Raw genomic sequence first — 19,554 nt, 5'->3', positions numbered from 1 at the left:
TCGTTTGAAGTGAGCCGGTGCGGTTCTCGGCGGACGCGGTGATCTACCGGGTATGGGAATTCAATGGCCTGGATTTCGGCTGGTGGTTGCCAGGAGGACGGCAAAGATGGCTGATCCGCGCGTATCGATCGATGCCTTGGAGTGAAATAGCACCCCTGCAGTAGGCAAAGGCGATCTTCGTCTGCAGAAGAAGTGCTGTTTGAGCACACTTCTGCGAATCCGCGCGGAGCCGGATGGGTGTTGTGACGGAGAGCGTAATCGAAGCGCTTGCATCAGGGGGTGTTGACAAAGGACCTCCAGGCTGGTGGTGGTTGGGCTGTGGGCCGGAAGTACAGTTGAGCCGAAGAGAGCCGCTCGACGATCAGCATGGTGCTCGAGCACATGGGGCAGCGAAGTTCCGGGTTGGTCGGTGGATCTGAGGAGGCAGCGATTCCGAGCAATGAGCGGCAGAGCGCGAGAGTGACTCCGCGTCTTCGGTTGGCGAACAGGCCGAAATGACGAATGCGGACCAGGCCGCCGGGCAGAACGTGAAGCAGGAATCGGCGCAGGAACTCATGGGCTGAAATGGTCATGGTCTTCTCGAGGCCGCCATCGTTGTAATCTCGCCATCGGAAGGACACATCGCCATCACGAAGATCCACGAGTCGGTAGTTGGAGATGGCGACGCGATGGGTATAGCGAGCCAGATAGTTCAAGACCTGGTCTGGTCCACCGAAGGGCGGCTTGGCATAGACGACCCAGTCGTGCACGAACAGCTGATCAATGAAGCTGCTGAATGCAGCCGGGCTTGCGATCTCTCTCAGTGAGCCATGGAACTGGAGCTTGCCGCATCTATATAGATGGTGAAGGGCCTCGGTGAACTTGCCACGGAAGGTCGAGCTGAGAGCTTCGACAGGCAGGAAGAACTTGCTTGAACCTTGAATCCATCTGGATCGATCGGCACTGAGACCGCCGGCGGGCACGATGTAATGCACATGTGGATGATGTTCGATGGTCTGTCCCCAGGTGTGCAGGACGCCAAGGAAACCGATATCTGCTCCGAGGTGCCTGGGATCGCGTGCCATCTCGAGCATGGCTTCCGCGCTGGCTGAGTAGAGCAGATCGTAGAACACTCTCTTGTTGCCGAGTACGAGAGCGGAGAGTTCGTGCGGCAGAGTGAAGACGACGTGAAAATAGGGAACCGGCAACAGCTCTCGGGAGCGCGCCTGAAGCCACTTGGCACGCGCGTTCCCCTGGCACTTCGGGCAGTGCCGGTTGCGACACGAGTTATAAGAGATGGCCTGATGTCCGCAGCGGACGCACTGATCGCGATGTCCCCCCAGAGCCGCAGTGCGGCATCGCACGATCGCATCGAGCACCTTGCGATGAGGCCAGGCAAGATGCGATCCGTACTCTTCCCAGAAACTGTCGCCTGCCGCGCGGACGATGTCGGCCACCTCGAGGGTGGCGTGACTCATCGCTTCATGAGCCTTCGCGAACGCTTTACCGTGTTGGGGCTGGAGACTTCGATGGCTTCGATCGGGCTTGGCAAAGCCTGAAGATGACGTCGGGACAGATGCAGGTAAACAGCCGTATCGGCAATGTCGCGGTGGCCGAGCAGTACCTGAATGGTGCGCAGATCGGCACCTGCTTCGAGCATGTTCGTCGCAAAGCTATGACGCAGAGTGTGCGGCGTGACATGCTTTTCGATACCTGCTCGTTCTCGCGCTTCGGTCACCGCATCCCAGACCACCTTCGGCGTAATCGGCACATCGGCACGCCAGCCGTTGACCAGACCTGGGAACAAATAAGTCTTGGGCTTCATCCATCGCCAATACTCCCGCAAGGTCTCTAGAAGCTTGGAGCTGAGCAGGACGTCGCGGTCTCGCGCACCTTTACCTTGCCGGACGCGAATAACCATCCTCTGGCTATCGATATCGGTCACCTTCAACTGACACAACTCCGAGCGGCGGAGTCCGGTCGCATACAGAGTCATCAGCATGGCCCGGTGCATGAGGTTCTTCGCTGACGCAATCAGCCGCTCAACTTCTTCCGAACTGAGGACAGTCGGCAACGACCTCGGCCGCTTAGGAAACGGAATGTGCTCGTGCAGGTAGGGTCGCTTCAGCGTCTTCACATACAGGAAACGCAGAGCGCAGGTTCTAATGGTGATGGTGCCTGCCAGCAGCTTGCGATCTCGAAACAGGTGAGCCTGGTACTGCCGGATATGATCCGGGCCAAGCCGGTATGGTGACCGGCCGAAGTATCTGGCAAAATCCTCTACGGCGCTGATGTAGCTGCGGACCGTGCTGGGTGAATAGTTCCGACGCTGGAGTTCGTCCAGCATCATCTGACGGAGTCGGGTCACACTGACCTCCTTGTGACCCAAAAGCTATCCCAGCCAACAAACTACTCGACAGCCACAGAAGTAGCGGCCGCCGCGCAGCGGTTTAGTTCAAACGGGCTAGGGTTCATTGACTTTCAGTGGGGACATTCCATTGGGCTGAATAGTCGGCTTCTCGGACACCTGTCCTCTTGCGGATCCTATCCTAGAGTGATGAAAACCGGTCACAATGGGATTGGCCACACAGAATCTCCCACGCGTTCGGCAGCAGCAAAACAGGCAGAGTTCTGCTGCTGCGCTTGAACACTTCTCGCTGCCCGTGTGCTTCGAAATGCCACGGAAACTCATTTCGATCCGCACACGTGGATCGTGGGTCCGAGATCGAATGGTACCGTCGATCCCGGCGCAACGGGCAGCGCGCGGATACGGCCCGCGAATGTCCCAAGCCCATTGGCGTCGAAGGGGATGACTTCGGGCGGAGCCTGTGTCATCACAATCGGACCGGCCACGTGCATCTGCACGCAGAGTTGTTGTCCCGAACCTCCAGCCTGAAACTGAACAACATATTCAAACTTGGCTCCTTGATTGGAATGCAGCTGTGCCCGATCAAGGAAGGCGCGAATGATCTTGAACGCGGTGCCCTGCGATGAATGCCGCTGACCATCCGGGCCGTTGTAGGAAATCTGCACCGGCCCAGGGTCAAGCGTTTTGGGTGCGCGCACAACCGTGATGGTCTGGCTGCCGTCCGGACTCCAGGCCCGCGCGATAGGAAGGTTCCACAAGTGGCCATTCTGGGTGGCAGTAGGATCCGTGATCCGTCCCGTTACGGTGATGTTCTGTCCCGGCTGATAGAAATCCGGCGGAGCGGTTGGTGCCGATGGCTGTCCGGCGGTTGCAGGGACCGCTACGCTGCTTCCTCCGGGTAAGCTGACGGAGAGCGATGGTGCTGACGGAGCCATGCAGAGCACAAACCGTCCGGCCGCATCGGTTATTGCCTGTATGGTACCGGGCGTGCGCGGCTGCGGAATGGGTGTGGATGCGGCGGGATGCTGCGGAGTGGGGCCCACAAAGGCGCTTCCCGCGGGTGTGGAAGATGGAGTCGACGCGGGAGTCGGCACCGCTCCGGCTGGAGTTCCTGCCTTGGCCAACAGTGATGCGCAGTTGACAGGGATGCCGGGCCCCGAAGACGGAGTTGCTCCCGTGGTCCCGGTCGGCACTCCTCCCGCGGGCGTCGTGGGAGTCCCGGCGGGCGTCGAACCTGCTGTTGTGGTCGTTTCCGTGGGATTGTAAACCGGCGTGCGCGGAGCGATTGGAGGCGCCGGGTTCGAGCCGGTCTGAGCAGGTGGCTGCGGCTGGCAGGCCGGATCCGTTGATGAGCATGGTACGGGATCGCCGACCACTTCTCCACCGAGATCCGCGGGAACGGCGCCGGCGATATTAACCGGAGTATTCGGCACAGGCTGATCATCCGGGCCAAGAACGACACCTGTAAGGAGCCCACCTGGGTAGGCATTGTCCGGAACAAGAATGGTCGAGTTTGCTGGGGCGGGTTGGGGAGCGGAAGGTGCAGGCGGAGGCGTCGCTGATTCCGAATCCAATGGATTGGAGGCAGCCGGACAATTTGCGATCGATGCGTTTTTCTGCATCTCGCGCTCGTTCAGCACGTCCACAAGAATCTGCGCGGTTTCGGCCCGCGAGATCGGAGCGGCCGGCTGGAAGGAGTTGCTGCTGTTGAGCTTCATAAAACCGCGCGATACCATCGCCCCGACACCGGAAGCTGCCTGTGGCGCAATCTGATTGCTGTCTGCTGCAGCGGTCGCAGTTCCGCCTGTGATGTTGAATCCGCGAGCAACAGCGAAGGCAAAGTCCTGCCGCGATACAGGCTCGGCCGGCCCGAAGTTGGTGGGGGAGGACGAGCTCATCAGGCCCGCATTGATCGCTGCCTGCGCTGCACCCAATCTGGCATCTGTCCTCGCCACATCGGAGAAGTTGCGAGAAGTCCCCGACGGCAATCTCAGCGTGTTGGCAAGAACTGTCGCAAACTGCACCCGGGATAGCGGATCGTTCGGATGAAACTGGCCATTCTCGCCCGTTAACAGGTGCGTGCGCGCGAGAAGACCAATCGCGGTGTGCGAACTCGCATTGAGCGGCACGTCCGAGAAGCGCTGTGTCTTCTGTTCATCGCTGGTTGACGTTGCCAACAGAACTGAGCTGCAAGTGAGCGGCGCAGGGGCGTGGGTGAGGGGATTGGAAGAAGAGGTGTGCGGAGCAGCCGGGTCCTGAAACATGAAGCTCCCGAACATTCGATCCATATAGATATTCACCGAGGGGACTGCCGGCAATGGATCGTGACAAGCTTTGCAGCCTGGCCCGTTGGTTCCCTGCGTCGTGTCGTCTACATCATTCAGAGTGACGCTGGCCTGCGTGACATTCTGATTGGATGTTGCGGTCGAGTCGGTGAAGGTCGTCTTGACCGTGTTGTCTTCGGAAATCTGATCGCTGTTGTCGAGGGTAACGCCGGCCTTGTAGCTGGCACCGGAGTTCGAGACGCTCGCCGTCATCCCGATGCTGTTGTCGTATCCGATGACGTCGGTGACCTGGCTGGTATTGGACTGTTGATTGTTCGTTCCCTGTTGCGTCTGCACGACATTGTTGAGTGTGCCGGTGTAAGTGGTTGGCGGCTGCCCGATCTTGGCGCCGTAATTGACGCTGGCAACCGGGATTGCGCGCTGAGCAGAGAGTTGAGCACCCTGGCCGCCGACGTAAAAGGGATCAAGCAGGAGCAGTTGGGTTGCATCGTTTTTCGTAAGTTCGATCGAGTGGTAGCTCCCCGAGTAGAAGATCTGACTCTGGCCCCCGGCCTGCAAACCGTCATCCGTGTAATCAAGAGTGCATTGGTCCTGACCGTACAGCGTGACGCCGCCGGCACATGCATCAAGCTGCGCGATATCGGCGTTTGCCGTCACGGGCACAGCGCCGTACATCACGTATCGATCCTTATCCCCTCCCACCACCCAGGTCGCAAACTGTGGGTGCACAAGCAAGATGAACCGGTCGTACCAGAACGGTTCCTTTGCACGAATGTTGGGGTCATTCTTCACTGTGGAACAGTCGGTCGCTGATGCGCAGGTTGCTCCGGAACCTGGTACAAGGCTGGCAATCGCGGGCGCATTCCATGCTCCGGAAAAGGTCATGCCGGAACTGCCGCCATTGGTGGATGTGTTGGTTGTTCCGAAGCCCTCTTTCGTGGTTGTGTCATAGCTGCCCTTCTGGGTGTTTGTAACGCCGAGAAAGAAGGCGAGAGTGAAATTGAAGTTGTCTGATGTCTTCTCCGTGTCGCTGCTGGAGTTGCTCGTATCCGTACTGTTGCCGAGGCTATAGTTGGTCCCATAATTCGCCGAGGCCGAGAAGCTCACCGTGCTTTGATTGCCTGGTGGCTGATAGAGAATTGTGTGCGGAAGAACGCTAAGTTGAATGAGCGCCGCCGGGCTGATCACAACATTGAACGGGCTTGAAGTGGAACTCGCCATGCGATAGCTTTGAGCTTCGGCCGTGTGCGAGTCGCTCTGCTGGAGCGATAGGGAAAGACGGAATGTCCGGACGGTGTCCGCGTTGTCAAAGGCTGACCCAATATGCAGAGCGATATCGCCGAAACTCGCCTGGCCCGGACCGGCGGTATGCAATGTTGCCGACTGCGTCGGCAGTATCATCCACGTTCCGCTGTTGTTGTCATAGTTTGTGCAGGGCTGGTGAGTATCGGCAATGGCAAAAGAAGGAACGCCGTTGAGACTGCACATCTGCAGATTCGCGCTGAACGCAGCCCCATCCCCGACTAGGTCGCCCTGGTAACTGCCTGAAGTGTAGGAATTGGAATCATCCTGAAACGCCACCTGAATGTGAATCACCGGCGTTGCCGTGGTGAACGAGAGGGTTTTCGGAGGATTGACAGAGATCTGGTGCCCGCCCCCGTTGTACCAGGTCATGTCTCCAACCGTGCCGCGTGCGAACGGCATCGGACCAGTCACATCCATCTCCGAGATCGGGTAGCTGTAGAATGCCGCGGTTGGGACTACCTGCCCGTTGCTGATGGCGCTCACCGGGACCGTGCTGCCCGGCACTCCCTTCAACGGAGCTGTGGCTTGGACGGCCGTGTTACTCAGCACCTTGAATCCTGCCTGTGCTCCGCCAAAGGTGACTGCGGTAATATTCGACAGGTCGCCCCCGGTGATCATGACCGAGGTGTCCCCCGGACCGTATGCCGGACTCACCTTGGAGATGCCGGATCCAAAATAGACATTCGTGTTGAATTGTTTCTTCGACGTGATCTGCGATCGGGCGGTCGCGACCAAGATGATACATGCGACGAGGAGCCAGAAGCGGCGGGGTACAACCGGGACTTCGGAGCGCCGGGAGCTGGCTTTGTGGAGCATCTCGATTGGAAGAATGGACAGACGAGATGTAACGGTACCTCTTGACGAACCGAACGGCACAAGGCATGGGGGATGATTTGCTCTCACAGGGTCTCTCCACACGGAAATGAGTCAGCCGCAGTACTTCCGCATGGGCCACGGATACCCGCTGTCCGGTTTGCAGTCAAATGATGCCTGTCTGATGAATTTGTGACATCCTATCTGGCTCAAAACGAAGAGATTGCGGCCGCTTCTTAACGCGCGGAGAGGTCGATTCACAGATTATGGCGCCGCTCGAATTCCCCTTTTACTGATCTCGCCTCCTGGAGGAACGGAGAATAACCAGGACAAATGGAGGCATGCAGACCGCGTCTCTTTTCATTTCTTCGAATAGAGGCGGTCATTGCCACCTGCAGGCTGTCGGTACGATATTCGATTTCCCAACCCGGAAAGATGCTACTTGATTTATTACATTATGTGTAATATTCTACACTTGGAGATCGAAAATGACTGGACAGGCTCTTCGTCACGCGCGAAAGAATTTAGGCCTTTCTCAGGTCGAAGCAGCAGCGCGACTTGGTGTCTCTCAGCCGCTCCTTTCATTAATGGAAAAGGGCGAGCGCGCGGTCACAGCGGCATTGGCCAAGAGGGCTGTCACGAAATTGCGAGCAACTCCTGAACTACTGCCGGCTGCTCTCGAAATGCGTCACAACGACGATCAATTAGCCGCTGATTTAGGTACTCTCGGATATCCCGGTTACGCTTACTTGAAAAGTCAGCCGCGCAACCCTGCCGAATTGCTGTTTGATGCTCTGGATCGACGGGATCTTGATGCACGGGTAGTCGAGGCATTGCCTTGGGTGCCGCAACAGTATCCAAACATGGATTGGGATTGGCTTACTACCAAAGCCAAGATTCATAATCGCCAGAATCGTCTCGGATTTGTTGTTGCTCTCGCTTCGAGGATAGCCAAAAAACATGCAAAGCGAGATGTCGCGAAGCGCTTGTCCGAAGTTGTAAAGACAATGGAAGAGGCGCGCCTCGCAAATACCGACACGCTTTGCCAAGAATCGTGGCCACCGAGTCAGCGAAAGTTTGCGCACCAACAACGATCCGGTCTCGCGGCTCATTGGAAGCTGGATACACGACTGACAGAGGAGAATCTTGCCGATCTTTCCGCCTAGTCCCTGGAAAGAGTTCCTCCAGGATCTTGATGCCGTGGTGACCGAACACTGCAAACTGCCGTGCTTTGGAGGCTTCGCTGTCACGCTCGAGTACGGAATCAGCAGATTGACATCAGATATCGATGTGCTTGATGTTGCTCCGCCAAGAATGGTGGCAGTCCTTATGAAGGAGGGAGGCAAGGGCTTCCCACTTGCCATCAAGCACAAGGTGTATCTGGACATCGTGAGCATCGCGAATGCCCCCTATGACTATGAATCTCGGCTCCGCCCTATGTATCCAGGAGCATTTCAGAATATTCATCTGATGGTCATGGATCCCTTCGATTTGGCCCTTTCGAAACTGAAGCGAGACAGCGATAAAGACTTTCAAGATGTTCTCCAACTTGCGGAGAAAATCCCGTTCGATCTCTATTTATTCGAAAAGCGCTACAGAGAGGAACTTCGCGATAGCACGACCGGCAAGCCTGAAGATAATGATCGTACTTTTTATCGCTGGAAAGAAGCGATTCTGGAAGACCGTCGCGCCAAGAAGTGATAGTCAACTCTCTTTTCATTTCTTTCGATCGTCAGCATCAGCTCACAAGACTTCAACTCGCCGAAAGAGTCGCTGCACTCGGCAAGTCGGTCGACTGAATCAAGGGCGGGTATAGTCGGCAGTTCGCGCAGTTAAAGTCGTACGAGTCCGTGTTCTAAGCGATTGATCTACCAGCAACGACGTGTCGTGCTCTCTCGCCACCCGCCTATTTTGACCTCTTCTTTCTGCTCGAAAACATGGTTCGATCATGGTTCGATTGCCTGAAAATGGGTGCTTGTAAACGCTTTCTGAGTCATCAGTGCACTTTAGTTTCAACGAGTTACAAAATGGGACCTAGTTGACACGGAAGAGGTCGCTGGTTCGAATCCAGTCGTGCCTACCAATCCACTTAAGAATCAACATCCTTCATATGGAACCCTCTTCTCACTGAGCCTCCGATGGTGCTGAGGCTTCGGCGACGGAAGCAGCATCTCGACTAATTTTGCGTTTGCCTCCCGCTTTTTCGTCGAGACGGCTTACGTTTAAATGTCGAGCGTGATCCAGCTGCCGGCATGGAGCAAGAGTTCCTGAGCGGTCTTGATATCGATGCCTAGGAACCGCAGATTCGTTCCTAAGGAGTCACGGAAAGTGTGCCATCCCACGATCTTTCTACCGCCGTGCCCCCGATAGGCGCGTCGATAGCCTCAGCCTTTACCAACTTGCTCGAATGGTGGAGACAGAGAATCTGCGTCCCCGTTTGCCGCGCTATGCCTATCAATGGGCCTAGTGCCGAATAGGTTTCCGCATAGGCGTTCCCGTCCTGGATGCGAACCAACCGGAACAAGGGATCGACTACGAGCAACACGGGTTTCTTATCCTGAAGGATCGGTACCACGTCCAGAACAGTTCCGGCATCGGAGAACTGAATACCCTGCTTTGGACTCCCACCCAGCGCATCGCTTCCGCTCAATTCGCTTGCAAGGCTCATCTCAGACCATGGAGCGTGAAGGAATGACTTGCGAACGACCATCGATGCAGCGGAGATTTTCTGCGCCGTGCTGAGTACGGCAGGATTGTCGTTTGTGATGTCGGCTAGAACGTCGGGAAGCCTCTGTCACCACAGACGTTTCAGAAGGTGATGGAGAATCCGATCTACGCAGGCTGGGTAGCTATCCCGGAAGGGGTAATCGTCGAGCGCGGCAGCTTCCAGCCCCTAGTGAATCATGATTTGTTCGATCAGATCCAAGACGTTCTCAGTGGTAAGAAGCTCACCCTGACCGGATATCAGAAGAATCGTCCTAATTTTCCGTTGCGCCTATTCGTCCATTGCGCCAAGTGCGGCTCACCCCTAACAGGGAGCCGGTCTAGCAACGGCAAGAATGCGAAGAAGTACGCCTACTACCGTCGCCGCAAGAACTGCGAAGACGTGAAAGCGGCCCCCGACACGCCCCACTCGAAGTTCCTTGAAATGCTTCAGCGGCTTACTCCTCAACCGGCTTCGTTGGATGCATTCAAGGACACAATCCGAACAATATGGAAGCAACGTCAGGGAGACGCAGAGGCATTGCGATCAGTGCTTCGGCGGAAGTTATCGCAGGCTGAAAGGAGGAAGACTACTTTGGTCAACCGATGGCTCGATGGGGATGTGGATAAGGCCACCTACCGGGAGCACGTCTTACGGCTCTTCGGTGAGATCGAGGAAGTCTGTGATCAGATACGGAGCACAGAGTTCGAGGACATTGAATTGGAAGGCGCACTCGCCTTTGCTGACAGGCTGATCTTGCGTCGGGCGGCGCTCTGGGTTGAGTCCTTTCTTGACCAGCGTCAGCGCCTTCAAAAGACCCTCTTCCCTAAAGGAAATCAACTTTGATGGGGAGGAATTTGGAACCGATTTAACGCCCTTATTTTTCAATATTATAGAAGACGATCCCAATGATCCTTGGGGTTTGGCGTCCCTGAGCACTCAAAGTTTGAACCAATTAGCTACGAACCTAGTAGAAGCGGAGGCGCTGAGTGCTGAGATTGCCAGCGTTTTCATGAACTTAAAGGAGATTGCAACTGCTGGGGTACGTTCTCCTGTGCCAGCCCAATTCAGAAGGGACAGACGGACAAAGACCGAAATAAAGCTGCTCTATACGCCTGCCGGTATATGAACCGATAGGAGCAACAAAGATCTGACTGTACAGCGTACCGGGCGCGGGAGGGCCTCCGTCACAAGTCAATCAAAGCAAGGCATGACCGATGCCGGTTATGCGAGCCGATATGGACACCGCGCAGCGGCGTTTCGATCTGGAGCGTTTGTTCGTTCCGATCAAGTTGTTGGGGACTCCCCGACGTGCTTCAGAATGATCCAGATCGCGTCGAGAGACTCGCGCAGTGGGATAAAGAGAAGCTGGAGGCCGAGCCATTTGGCAATGCGTTCAAAGCAAACCAATCCGTAAGTCGCGCTCAACTCTTTCTCGCTTGACGGCAGAGACGAGTAGCCCTAGCGCAGGCTGTTGGGCTACTTTCTAGGAAGCACGTCTAATAAGGGTTTCATTAACGTAGGATCATCCATCAACGGCTGTGCAAGACGCGACAATGCTAGCCTAGCGTCAATCACGAAAGATTTCACGGAGGCGTGGCCCCAGAGCAGTTGAGTGTCTGCGTTTCGAAAAAATAACTCCACCATGGGTTTGATAGCTGATAGTGGAATGTTCGATAGGTCGAACGCAACGCAGTTCTCTTTCTCCGCCTGATCAGGACCCGTAGGGTTCGACAATGGCCGCTTGCAAGTGACGATATACGGTCCTTCAGTGCGCTGATCTTTCAGGTTGTTAAGCCAGTCAAGTGCTCGCGAGTAGTCGTAGTCTTCAATGATCGCGTCTGCGAAATCTTGAACGTCCGGTAATGCGCGTCGGAGCGGAATGTATGCAATATTGATCTGTTCATGTCGAAGATGAGGAAGTCTCGGAAAAGGGGGAATTACGGAGAATGCGTGAATTGAGGCCAGCACTCGCTTGTAACTGATTGCATCCTTGTCGCCAATTAACCTCGGGATTAAGAGGTATGAGTAGAGTCCGTAGTCGGGCACTTCCGCTTTCTGGGGTAGCAGGTATTCTTGAAATGTCTCACCTCCTGCAGTGTTGTTCACAACTACGTTGACCATCGCGGCAGCCTCCACGCCGTTCCGGTCGACGAGTACGACCATTATCATGTGCGAGCCGTCTGTTGTGCTCGTCGAGTTCAGATTAAGTCTATATGGCGGTTTGTTTAACAAACCCACAGCAATACCATCGAGGAAAAAACGAACGGACAGATCATCTTCTGTAATGCCGTGAGCGTCGACTATCACTGGCACTGTGCCGGAGATTGTTGAGAAGTCTCCAGGGGATAGGATAGAAATCCCAGCTGGCGCTTGAGAAAGAGCTGCCTGCGTCGAAACTAGACCGAACGCTAAGGCTAGTGAAATCCAGAAGCTCGGCTGTATCATCTTCACCTCATTTGTCGGGTGGACCTGGCCGCCTCGCGAAGACCGCAAAACCCGCCCAGACTGCCGCAGTACACAGCAGAAACAGTACTAGAAACTCAGGCGCTGCGAGCGGCCAATTGGGCAGTTCAAAGTAAAATATTGCAGAGACGATGAGCGTGGTGATCATGCTTATCATGAGCACGGCGACCGGAACTTTTCCAGAGACCTTCCATCTTCGCTGATTCATTTTCCCAATCATGGGCCCTGATAGGCATATTCGAAATGATTCTTCAGGGCCTTGCTATAGGCTACATTCGGAGCGTAAACACACCTGCCGTCAATGCGAGAGTGAATTCCAAATAGCCAAAAAAGTCGCGGCCTCGCCTCTTAAAAGAGCACTCATTTGAGGACTCCCCGATTGCTCGCGATGGAGTCGCGCACGGGGAACATCCAAATAGGCGGCCTGATATTGCCTATTCTTCTGACCTTCGCTCATAAGGCTCAGTGCCACCTGAATTCGAGACTTACTCAGAGGCTCCTGCTTGAAATAGAGCTTCACCAAGACGGGCTTCCCGTCAACGTAAAAACCAACTTCCGGGTTGATTCTTACCACAAGATCTTCGAATGACCATTGTGCATGATGGGGTTTGAAGAAGACGTAGTTCGTCTCTTTGAGGAACTTCTTATAGCCCTTGATCGCCTCTTCATACCGATGCAGCTTTTTCTCACTTGCACCAGTAGATGCAAACGTCAATTGGCTCAGCTTACCTTCGTGAAATTCGCAGATACCATCCCGAAGGGGCTTCCAAAAGTCGTGTGCAGGTTCGTATTTGGGGCGCTTAAACAACTCTGCGACTTTAGTGATCTTCGGAGGGCCTGTGCGCAGCACGAAATCGGCAAAATCAGTGATCGAAATTTCGGGCATAAATGAGAACTCATGCGGAAGTAAATCGAGATGATCTTACTACGACTGCTTTTCGTCTTTACCGATGCGAGCAATTGGTTCTTAATTTGCAGGGACGACAACAGATATGCCAGTGTTCAAAAATGGGTGGCAAATACCCAGCCAAATGCCTCACCGACGCCTCAGGCACATCAGAACAATGAGCGAATCGACTGTAAGTTATTGATTTTATTGGCGTCCCCGAGCAGCGAGAGTTTGAACCACTTTCTCGAAAATGCACAAAATGCGGATGAATTATGGGCGGAAATTGCTAATGTTTTCAGGTATATAGGAGCCAAGTCTGCAAGCAGTGTTCCGCCGTCACGACACCCCGATTCAGGCTCTCGAAGAAACGCGGGCAACAGCGGGAGGCCCTGTATAGGAGAGTCATTGGAACCAATGCTGGATCGCAGGAAACCCTCATTTGATGCTATTGAGCGGTTCAGATACGGACAGGGGTCAGCTTTCGTATCACTGGTGCGGCATTCGCAGCCTGATAATATGTCGTCGCCCCTCAAGATCAGAACATAACGCTACAGACAGTGAAGGAGTAGAAGCTGAGCCACCATGTGCCTCAAGAGCTTTTCGGCTGCGTGCGAGCGGCCTGAGATTGGTCTCCGTTGCTAAGATGGGCCGCGATTTTTGGATGCCACGCGTTCGAGTTCCCGGATTTCATCTTCGATTTCAGGAGCGAGAGCCATTTCGATCATGAACCGATCGACAAGATTCGCATCCGCATCCTGATCAAGCATCCTGTGCACCTGATGCATCACGTGCCATCGATTGTGAGAAACAGCCAGTTCGAGAACAGCTAAGACTATCTGACATTGGACCCTTACGGGACTGACTCGAAAAACCTCAACGAGACGGTCTCCCACAACATCGCAATAGCTGAAATCAAAGCCGGTGCTTTCTACCCAAGCGCACGCGAGATTCATCATTCGACCGAATAAAGCGTCATTTACTCGCTGTAGTCGGATGAGCAAATCTCCACTAATTTGGCGCATCAGTAAGTGGCGTCCCGTTGCCTCCAAATCTTCAACGTGCTGGATCAACTGAATCCATGCGACCTGACTTGAAGGATCGATAGTCACAGCTCCCAATAGATCGGATTCTGCTTTCGAAATAGCCGATTCGTCAGTCGGATTTCCCCAAACTTCGGATAACGCAGCCCTCAGAGCAGCAATGTTTGCGTATCTATCGCTTGTATCCGGTGCAGTGCAGTTCTCGATGATAGGTCCAAAGCGCCCGTCAAAATGAGCTTGTGCGAACGGAACTCTTGTCGGATTCTGGCAGACATTGTCGTGCAGTATGCAGCCCAATGCGAATATATCAGCTGCCTCGGTTACATTGTGGAAGTCAGATGCTTGCTCGGGCGCGGCGTAAAGGTAGGTGCCATAAGCTGAATTCGATCCTGTGATCGCGGTTGTTTCGGCAATCGCCGGAAGGATCAGGCCGAAGTCTGCCAAGACCCATGTCCCATCTACGCACAGGATATTCGCCGGTTTCAGATCACGATGGACGTACCCGAGCCGATGCAGCTCTTCAACTGCCGCAAGGATGTCCTGCCATGCCCCCGGATCGATCGATCCCGCTGTCCGGTCCGCTTCGATTTTGCTCTGGAAGGATTGAGTTGCCAGTGGCATCAAGAACCATGGGGAGCCTGTTTGTAGTTCGAAGCCGCAAATCGGCATGATATTGGGATGCTTGATCTGCGATTGGATTTTTACCTCACGAGCGAATCGTTTCCTGAGTTTCGCCATTGCCGCCTCATTATGAGCGGGCGGGTCAAAAGTCTTCCTCGCAAAGTGCTCCCCGTTGTGCTCGACTTCTTCGACTACCCCGAAACCCCCTCGATCGATCTCTCGCACAACGATCACTAATCGGCCTCCGATAAATGAAACCATTCAGACCAATCAGTGTACGACTGACTGCCATTGAAGCTGCAAACGCGGATCAGCGTACAAAATAGTGATGATGGCTTTGAGCGGCAGATGTGTACAGCGTGCCGACGTGAATCGACCTTTAGATCATCAGTGTTTTACCGGCTTCTGGGTCCGTCGCTTCTTTCGTATCGCTGGTTTGCGAACATTTACCGAATTCTTGTCCGCCGCACCTTTTAACCTTTTCGAACGTGCGGTCCCAGTTTCGTGACGAAGTTTGACTCGTTCGAGGATGCCGTAGACCTTCGCTTTTGTTCCCTCAGAAGACAGTAGGAACGGTGAACCGATGCTCCACTCTGGTGGCAGTTGTAGCCCATGTGAGAGAAACATGACTTCTTTCCCTTCGTGTCTCCCATTTGCCGTATAGCTCAGACCATACGCAATACGACGGAATCCGGCGTAAAGACGATGATGCACCGCAGCGTAGTCATAAGTCACGATCCAAGGCGTTTGAAGTGTGCTGACCTTTTCACTTAATCGCTGGTGACCGTCTAATGTGTAATCGTTAAGGTAAAGGTCTTGCCCATTTTCGATGTATGGAGGATCAAATAACGCGAATGAATTCTTTCCGAACTTCCCAATCACGGTCCGCGCGAACACTTCCGCATCCATCTGATATAGCCTGATTCGATTTGAGTAGCGTCCAATTCGCTTAAGCCTTCGAATCAACTCAGGCTTTGTAAATCTCGCGTCGATCCCCCATTCCCCAGTCTGTTGTTTCCCCCCAATTACACCACCACCAATGATCCCTGAGCGATTCGTCCGATTGAGAAACAGGGCAGCGAATCCCAATTCATCAAGCGCAGCAGCGGACTGGTTCTCGTAGATTTCGCGTTGTCGATTCCACTCGTGCATCGTTACTTTTGTGAGTTCAATTCGGCGGCAGAGATTGGCAGTGTCATTGAGAGCGGAATTCCAAAACGCGTAAACGGGGCGACTCAGGTCGTTTATATGAACGACTGATGCGTATTCTTCAAAGAGCAATGCTAATGCAATTGCCGATCCGCCAGCGTAAGCTTCAGCATATTCAATGTCTGTAAGACCATTCTGTTCAATCAGATTGGCGACAGTGGCGAAGAGACGTCTTTTCCCGCCTGGATAGCGGAGTGGCGTATAAAAGGGCATTCAATTGCCAATATAGTGAATCTTCCCGTTTCTGGCCAGTGCCGACTACGGTGCCCATACCGCCAAGATGAAGGACTCCAATCCATCCCAGTGGGCCCGCAAATCGGTGCCCGTCGGAAAGATGTATTGGCAATGGATGTAACTATGCATCATGTCGATTGACGGCGCAAGGAACGAATCTTTCGCGGCAGCTCGTCGCACGGGCTTCGCTTGCTGTGTGGTGAGTTTTTTCCGGGCAACTAGGTCGTTACATACAGCGGTCAGCTTTTTGTGGAAGACATCCGCATCTGTGATTCCTATCAGTTTCTTCGAATGAATGTAAGTATCTACAGAAAGTTCAACGAAGACTCTCAATAGGACGCTCACTGCGTTTGGATGCTGGCTGAGGCTGAGTTTTTTAAGCTCGCGGGCAATGGCTTGGAGACGGGGTTCCGTAACGTTCAATGCGCATCGGCTTGGTATCAGCTTATCCCTTGGAGACATTGTCCGTGAAGCTGAAGCGCGCGAATGTGCTGTCCGTTTTCCCGCTGTAGAAGTTGAGGTAGGGACATTTGCCGAAACGGTCAGGTTTGTCGGCAGATTGTTGGCGTAATCAATTCTCTGTTGCTGTGTGTAAATTTGGCTGACTTTTACTTGATCCAAGTCGTTAACAATGTGAAGGAGAGCTTTAATTACGCGCTTTTCATCGCCGAGAACCTTTAACTGCCCGTCTTCAGATTCGATTCCGATCTTAGTTCGCACTTCTGGCGTGCCGAGCAAACGCTTCAAGCTGGTTGCTTTCACCTTCCTTCGTTTTGCGGGCGTAAGCTGCCCAGCGGCCTCCAAGAGATTCAACGCTTGGGTGTGAAATTCGAAATTACCTGTACGTGCGCGAAATCTCGCTGCATCGTCGCTTGTCCACGGAACCACCGAAGCTCCACTATTCTGCCCGCCGGTATGGCGAATTAGAATCCAATGTCGTGCCTCCTCCCGTGTCGCAACCACGACACACTGCACAGCTTCTATTGGATCATCTTGGTATTGCTTGCTGAGGCGTCGCATTTCTTCCACATCGCTGATGGGAATGGCCCCTACCAGCCACTCTGGGTTTTCGAGTCCTTTCAAGGCTAAGAGTCGCCGATTTCCCTCAAGGACGATGAAGCGTTTAAGGTCATCTTCGAGAGGCATGACTATCGGAAATTCAGCAATGTTCATGCCATGAGCCAAAATGTCTCTGGCGAGCGCCATCAGTTTTGGAGGCTCATCAGCAGCAAGTGACCGCATTGCCTCACGCTGGCCCACATTCGGCTGAGGGAGACGGGGGTTTTCGGCATCAATCAAAAGATCAGGCAAAGGCAACGAGGAAATCTCAGCCACGACTAAAGTAAACCTTTCATGGGGATGGCAGCCATTCTACACCTAGACAAAGAGAGAGCCACTCAAGCCCGAATGGGCGCGTTACTTTAGATCACTGGTTCATTCGAACTTCCTGTCGCGGAGTGATGCAGTTTTAACTAATTAGGGAATCTTGCTTGGCCTGGCGAAGATCGCCGTCCGTGCATTCTGAACGAGAAGACCAGCAATAGCTCCGCTGAGAATGCGCCTACAAAGCACCAGCGGCCTTCAGAACGCGGTAGACGCTAGTTGCATACCAGACTTTCCCGGCGCGGGGTCTCAGGCCCTCAGAGTTGAGTTCAGCCGCTACTTTATCTACTGCCAAACCCATATGACGTAGAGCCTTCATTCGTTCGATCACTGCGGCTTCTCCAGCGAACGTGCCATAAGGCTTGCGGCCCTCACAGTGTCCCGCCTTAGCACGAATGCGCTGCCGCGCACCCCTGAGTTTGGCTACTAGTAAGGTCTTCTCGTACTGAAAGAATGCCCCAAGCATCTGGCGCATCAAGACGCGGCTTGGATCATCACTACATAAGTCGGGTTCATTTACGCTAACGATTTTCAACCCCTTGCGACGAAAATCGGCAATGATGCTCTCTTGAACCATCAAGTCTCGTGCACAGCGGTCCAATCGTTCAAGAAGTACGGTTCTAGTCCCGTTGGCGAGCATGGCAGCCATCATCTCAGAGAACGCAGGGCGATTCTCCCAATCAGTTGTGCCGCTGACCCCTTCTTCTCTGTAGACCTTGGCAATCTTGTGGTCGTTCGAAGCCGCGAATTTCTTGATGGCTTCAAGCTGGCGCGCAAAACCGTCGCCTTCCACCTGTCCTTTGCCGCTCACCCGGAGATATGCAAATGCCTTTGTCATGGTGAGAAGTTTTGCGTATTCTGTACGCATTGTCAACACATATTCTACAGAATAAGTTAAATATAAGATTCTATTACGCTCCTCCCTGACCCCGCCCATACTGTCTTTTGGCACATTGAGCCAATCCTTAGCCGGAAACGCGAATCGTTCATCGAAGATTCTCCATTAAGTTATTGATAATAATCATATTTAGACGTAGAGGCTTCGTCGAAGTTATGGGCGTGGTTATGGGGTGCCTTATGTCGCGAGTTATGAATCTTTGGGAGGTCAAACCAACCCTACATTTTTGCCCCGCCGAGGGGATTCGGCACCCTTGTTCGCTTCGATGAGTGATGGCCCCGCAGAAGCGTCGCAGGTGCAAACATCACCTCGCAGTGGTGCATAATCGCAGGAATATGGTCGATCAGGCTCTGCGGCTCATCAACCGATGGCTCTTTGACGTTGAGCACAAACTCAGGAACCGGCTGGACGCTCTAACAGACGACATGCGCTCTGATGATGACGCTACTGCAGAACAGGCCGCAGAAGAAGCGAGCAAGATTCTCGATTGGTTGTATCCGACCCCTCATCCTCTCTCCAATGAACAACAGCTCCAGAGGGCGTCAGCGGTGATTGCAGATGACAGTCTGTCCCCTGAGCAGAGGTTAGCCGCTGCAAAGCGAGCTTTACGATCAACACGTCAGGGGAGAGGGCGACCTCGTGACGAAACTTCTCAACTCGCGATTCGTGCACTTACGCTGCACTACGCGACACGGTTGTCATGGCGGGAGATTGCACTCACAGTGAGAGGCTGCAATCACAAACGTCCCAATCCTGAACGCAGTTGCAGCCCGTGCGGGGAATCAATCCGCCAAGCGGCAATCCGCCTTCAAAAGTTTCTCAAAACACTTGGGCATGATCCTGTCGTCCAGCGCGGAATTGATCTAGACACGGCATCGCAGCTTGAGCTGGAGCGACTCTGGCAAGTCGAAAAGTAGCAAATTTCCATCTTCTCCCCCCTGTATTTAATATGTCCTATTTCTGTCCATTCTATTGATTTTATTGGTTTTAGACAATAATTAAGACATGGACAAACAGGTAACTTGTAAGTCCGAGGAAGAGGAAGCGTACGAAAGATACGTTCGATACTGCCGGAGGGTCGATGTTGCGCCGACACCATTCTTCTGGTGGAAATACTATCGGACATTTCTTGGAGGGCGATTCGACTGAACGGACGAAGGCATGCGAGCAAGGTAGAAAATGCTGCTCTACCCCAGTCGCCGAACAATAACAGACAGCAAAGGCTAGAGGAGATGAAACAGTTGGCAGAGATTATGGCGGATATTTACACCAATATCTTAGGCGAGCCAGAAATTGATATGGTGTGACCCTGTCAACATCTTCGAATCGCTGGGGTGGTTTTTGTTTTGTTTCTTGCTTT

General features: G+C 53.8%; 13 protein-coding genes. 3 read left to right on the top strand and 10 right to left on the bottom strand.

The window, feature by feature from the left end; all coding sequences use genetic code 11:
* Positions 1 to 272 precede the first annotated feature (272 nt).
* From WCA10_RS07345 to WCA10_RS07335, 3 genes are all read right to left on the bottom strand, one after another.
* Positions 273 to 1,457, bottom strand: coding sequence for an IS91 family transposase (locus tag WCA10_RS07345; RefSeq protein WP_472821857.1), 1,185 nt, complete (start codon positions 1,455 to 1,457; stop codon positions 273 to 275).
* Positions 1,454 to 2,347, bottom strand: coding sequence for a tyrosine-type recombinase/integrase (locus WCA10_RS07340; RefSeq protein WP_472821856.1), 894 nt, complete (start codon positions 2,345 to 2,347; stop codon positions 1,454 to 1,456). Before WCA10_RS07340 ends, WCA10_RS07345 begins: the two co-directional genes overlap by 4 nt.
* 320 nt (positions 2,348 to 2,667) lie before the next feature.
* The gene (locus tag WCA10_RS07335) at positions 2,668 to 6,672 is read right to left on the bottom strand and encodes an S-layer homology domain-containing protein (protein WP_472821855.1); all 4,005 of its coding nucleotides are present in this window, start codon (positions 6,670 to 6,672) and stop codon (positions 2,668 to 2,670) included.
* A gap of 566 nt (positions 6,673 to 7,238) precedes the next feature.
* Between WCA10_RS07335 and WCA10_RS07330 the strand changes: the two genes are divergently transcribed.
* Both WCA10_RS07330 and WCA10_RS07325 read left to right on the top strand, forming a co-directional pair.
* Positions 7,239 to 7,916: a helix-turn-helix domain-containing protein gene (locus WCA10_RS07330; protein ID WP_472821854.1), complete on the top strand. Its 678-nt coding sequence runs from the start codon at positions 7,239 to 7,241 to the stop codon at positions 7,914 to 7,916.
* The gene (locus WCA10_RS07325) at positions 7,897 to 8,451 is read left to right on the top strand and encodes a DUF6036 family nucleotidyltransferase (protein WP_472821853.1); all 555 of its coding nucleotides are present in this window, start codon (positions 7,897 to 7,899) and stop codon (positions 8,449 to 8,451) included. The genes WCA10_RS07330 and WCA10_RS07325 overlap by 20 nt, the downstream gene beginning before the upstream one ends.
* A 610-nt stretch (positions 8,452 to 9,061) precedes the next feature.
* On the opposite strand, the gene WCA10_RS07320 is transcribed toward WCA10_RS07325, so the two are convergent.
* The gene (locus WCA10_RS07320; protein ID WP_472821852.1) at positions 9,062 to 9,418 is read right to left on the bottom strand and encodes an AAA family ATPase; all 357 of its coding nucleotides are present in this window, start codon (positions 9,416 to 9,418) and stop codon (positions 9,062 to 9,064) included.
* A gap of 150 nt (positions 9,419 to 9,568) precedes the next feature.
* Between WCA10_RS07320 and WCA10_RS07315 the strand changes: the two genes are divergently transcribed.
* A complete protein-coding gene (locus WCA10_RS07315) occupies positions 9,569 to 10,300 on the top strand; it encodes a recombinase zinc ribbon domain-containing protein (RefSeq protein ID WP_472821851.1) in 732 nt (243 codons plus the stop codon).
* A gap of 633 nt (positions 10,301 to 10,933) precedes the next feature.
* Here WCA10_RS07315 and WCA10_RS07310 read toward each other — a convergent pair.
* From WCA10_RS07310 to WCA10_RS07285, 6 genes are all read right to left on the bottom strand, one after another.
* The gene (locus WCA10_RS07310; protein WP_472821850.1) at positions 10,934 to 11,902 is read right to left on the bottom strand and encodes an Ig-like domain-containing protein; all 969 of its coding nucleotides are present in this window, start codon (positions 11,900 to 11,902) and stop codon (positions 10,934 to 10,936) included.
* A 316-nt stretch (positions 11,903 to 12,218) separates the two neighbouring features.
* The gene (locus WCA10_RS07305) at positions 12,219 to 12,806 is read right to left on the bottom strand and encodes a hypothetical protein (protein WP_472821849.1); all 588 of its coding nucleotides are present in this window, start codon (positions 12,804 to 12,806) and stop codon (positions 12,219 to 12,221) included.
* A 641-nt stretch (positions 12,807 to 13,447) separates the two neighbouring features.
* The gene (locus WCA10_RS07300) at positions 13,448 to 14,704 is read right to left on the bottom strand and encodes a serine/threonine protein kinase (protein WP_472821848.1); all 1,257 of its coding nucleotides are present in this window, start codon (positions 14,702 to 14,704) and stop codon (positions 13,448 to 13,450) included.
* Positions 14,705 to 14,857: 153 nt separating this feature from the next.
* Positions 14,858 to 15,892: a DNA adenine methylase gene (locus tag WCA10_RS07295; RefSeq protein ID WP_472821847.1), complete on the bottom strand. Its 1,035-nt coding sequence runs from the start codon at positions 15,890 to 15,892 to the stop codon at positions 14,858 to 14,860.
* 45 nt (positions 15,893 to 15,937) lie between these two features.
* Positions 15,938 to 17,248, bottom strand: coding sequence for a hypothetical protein (locus WCA10_RS07290; protein ID WP_472821846.1), 1,311 nt, complete (start codon positions 17,246 to 17,248; stop codon positions 15,938 to 15,940).
* Between the two features lie 226 nt (positions 17,249 to 17,474).
* The gene (locus WCA10_RS07285) at positions 17,475 to 18,164 is read right to left on the bottom strand and encodes a recombinase family protein (protein ID WP_472821845.1); all 690 of its coding nucleotides are present in this window, start codon (positions 18,162 to 18,164) and stop codon (positions 17,475 to 17,477) included.
* Between the last annotated feature and the right edge of the window lie 1,390 nt (positions 18,165 to 19,554).

It is taken from the genome of Occallatibacter sp., from assembly GCF_049582745.1.
In the GTDB taxonomy this organism is placed as follows: Bacteria; Acidobacteriota; Terriglobia; order Terriglobales; family Acidobacteriaceae; genus Telmatobacter.
This window is presented reverse-complemented; position numbering and strand designations above follow the sequence as displayed.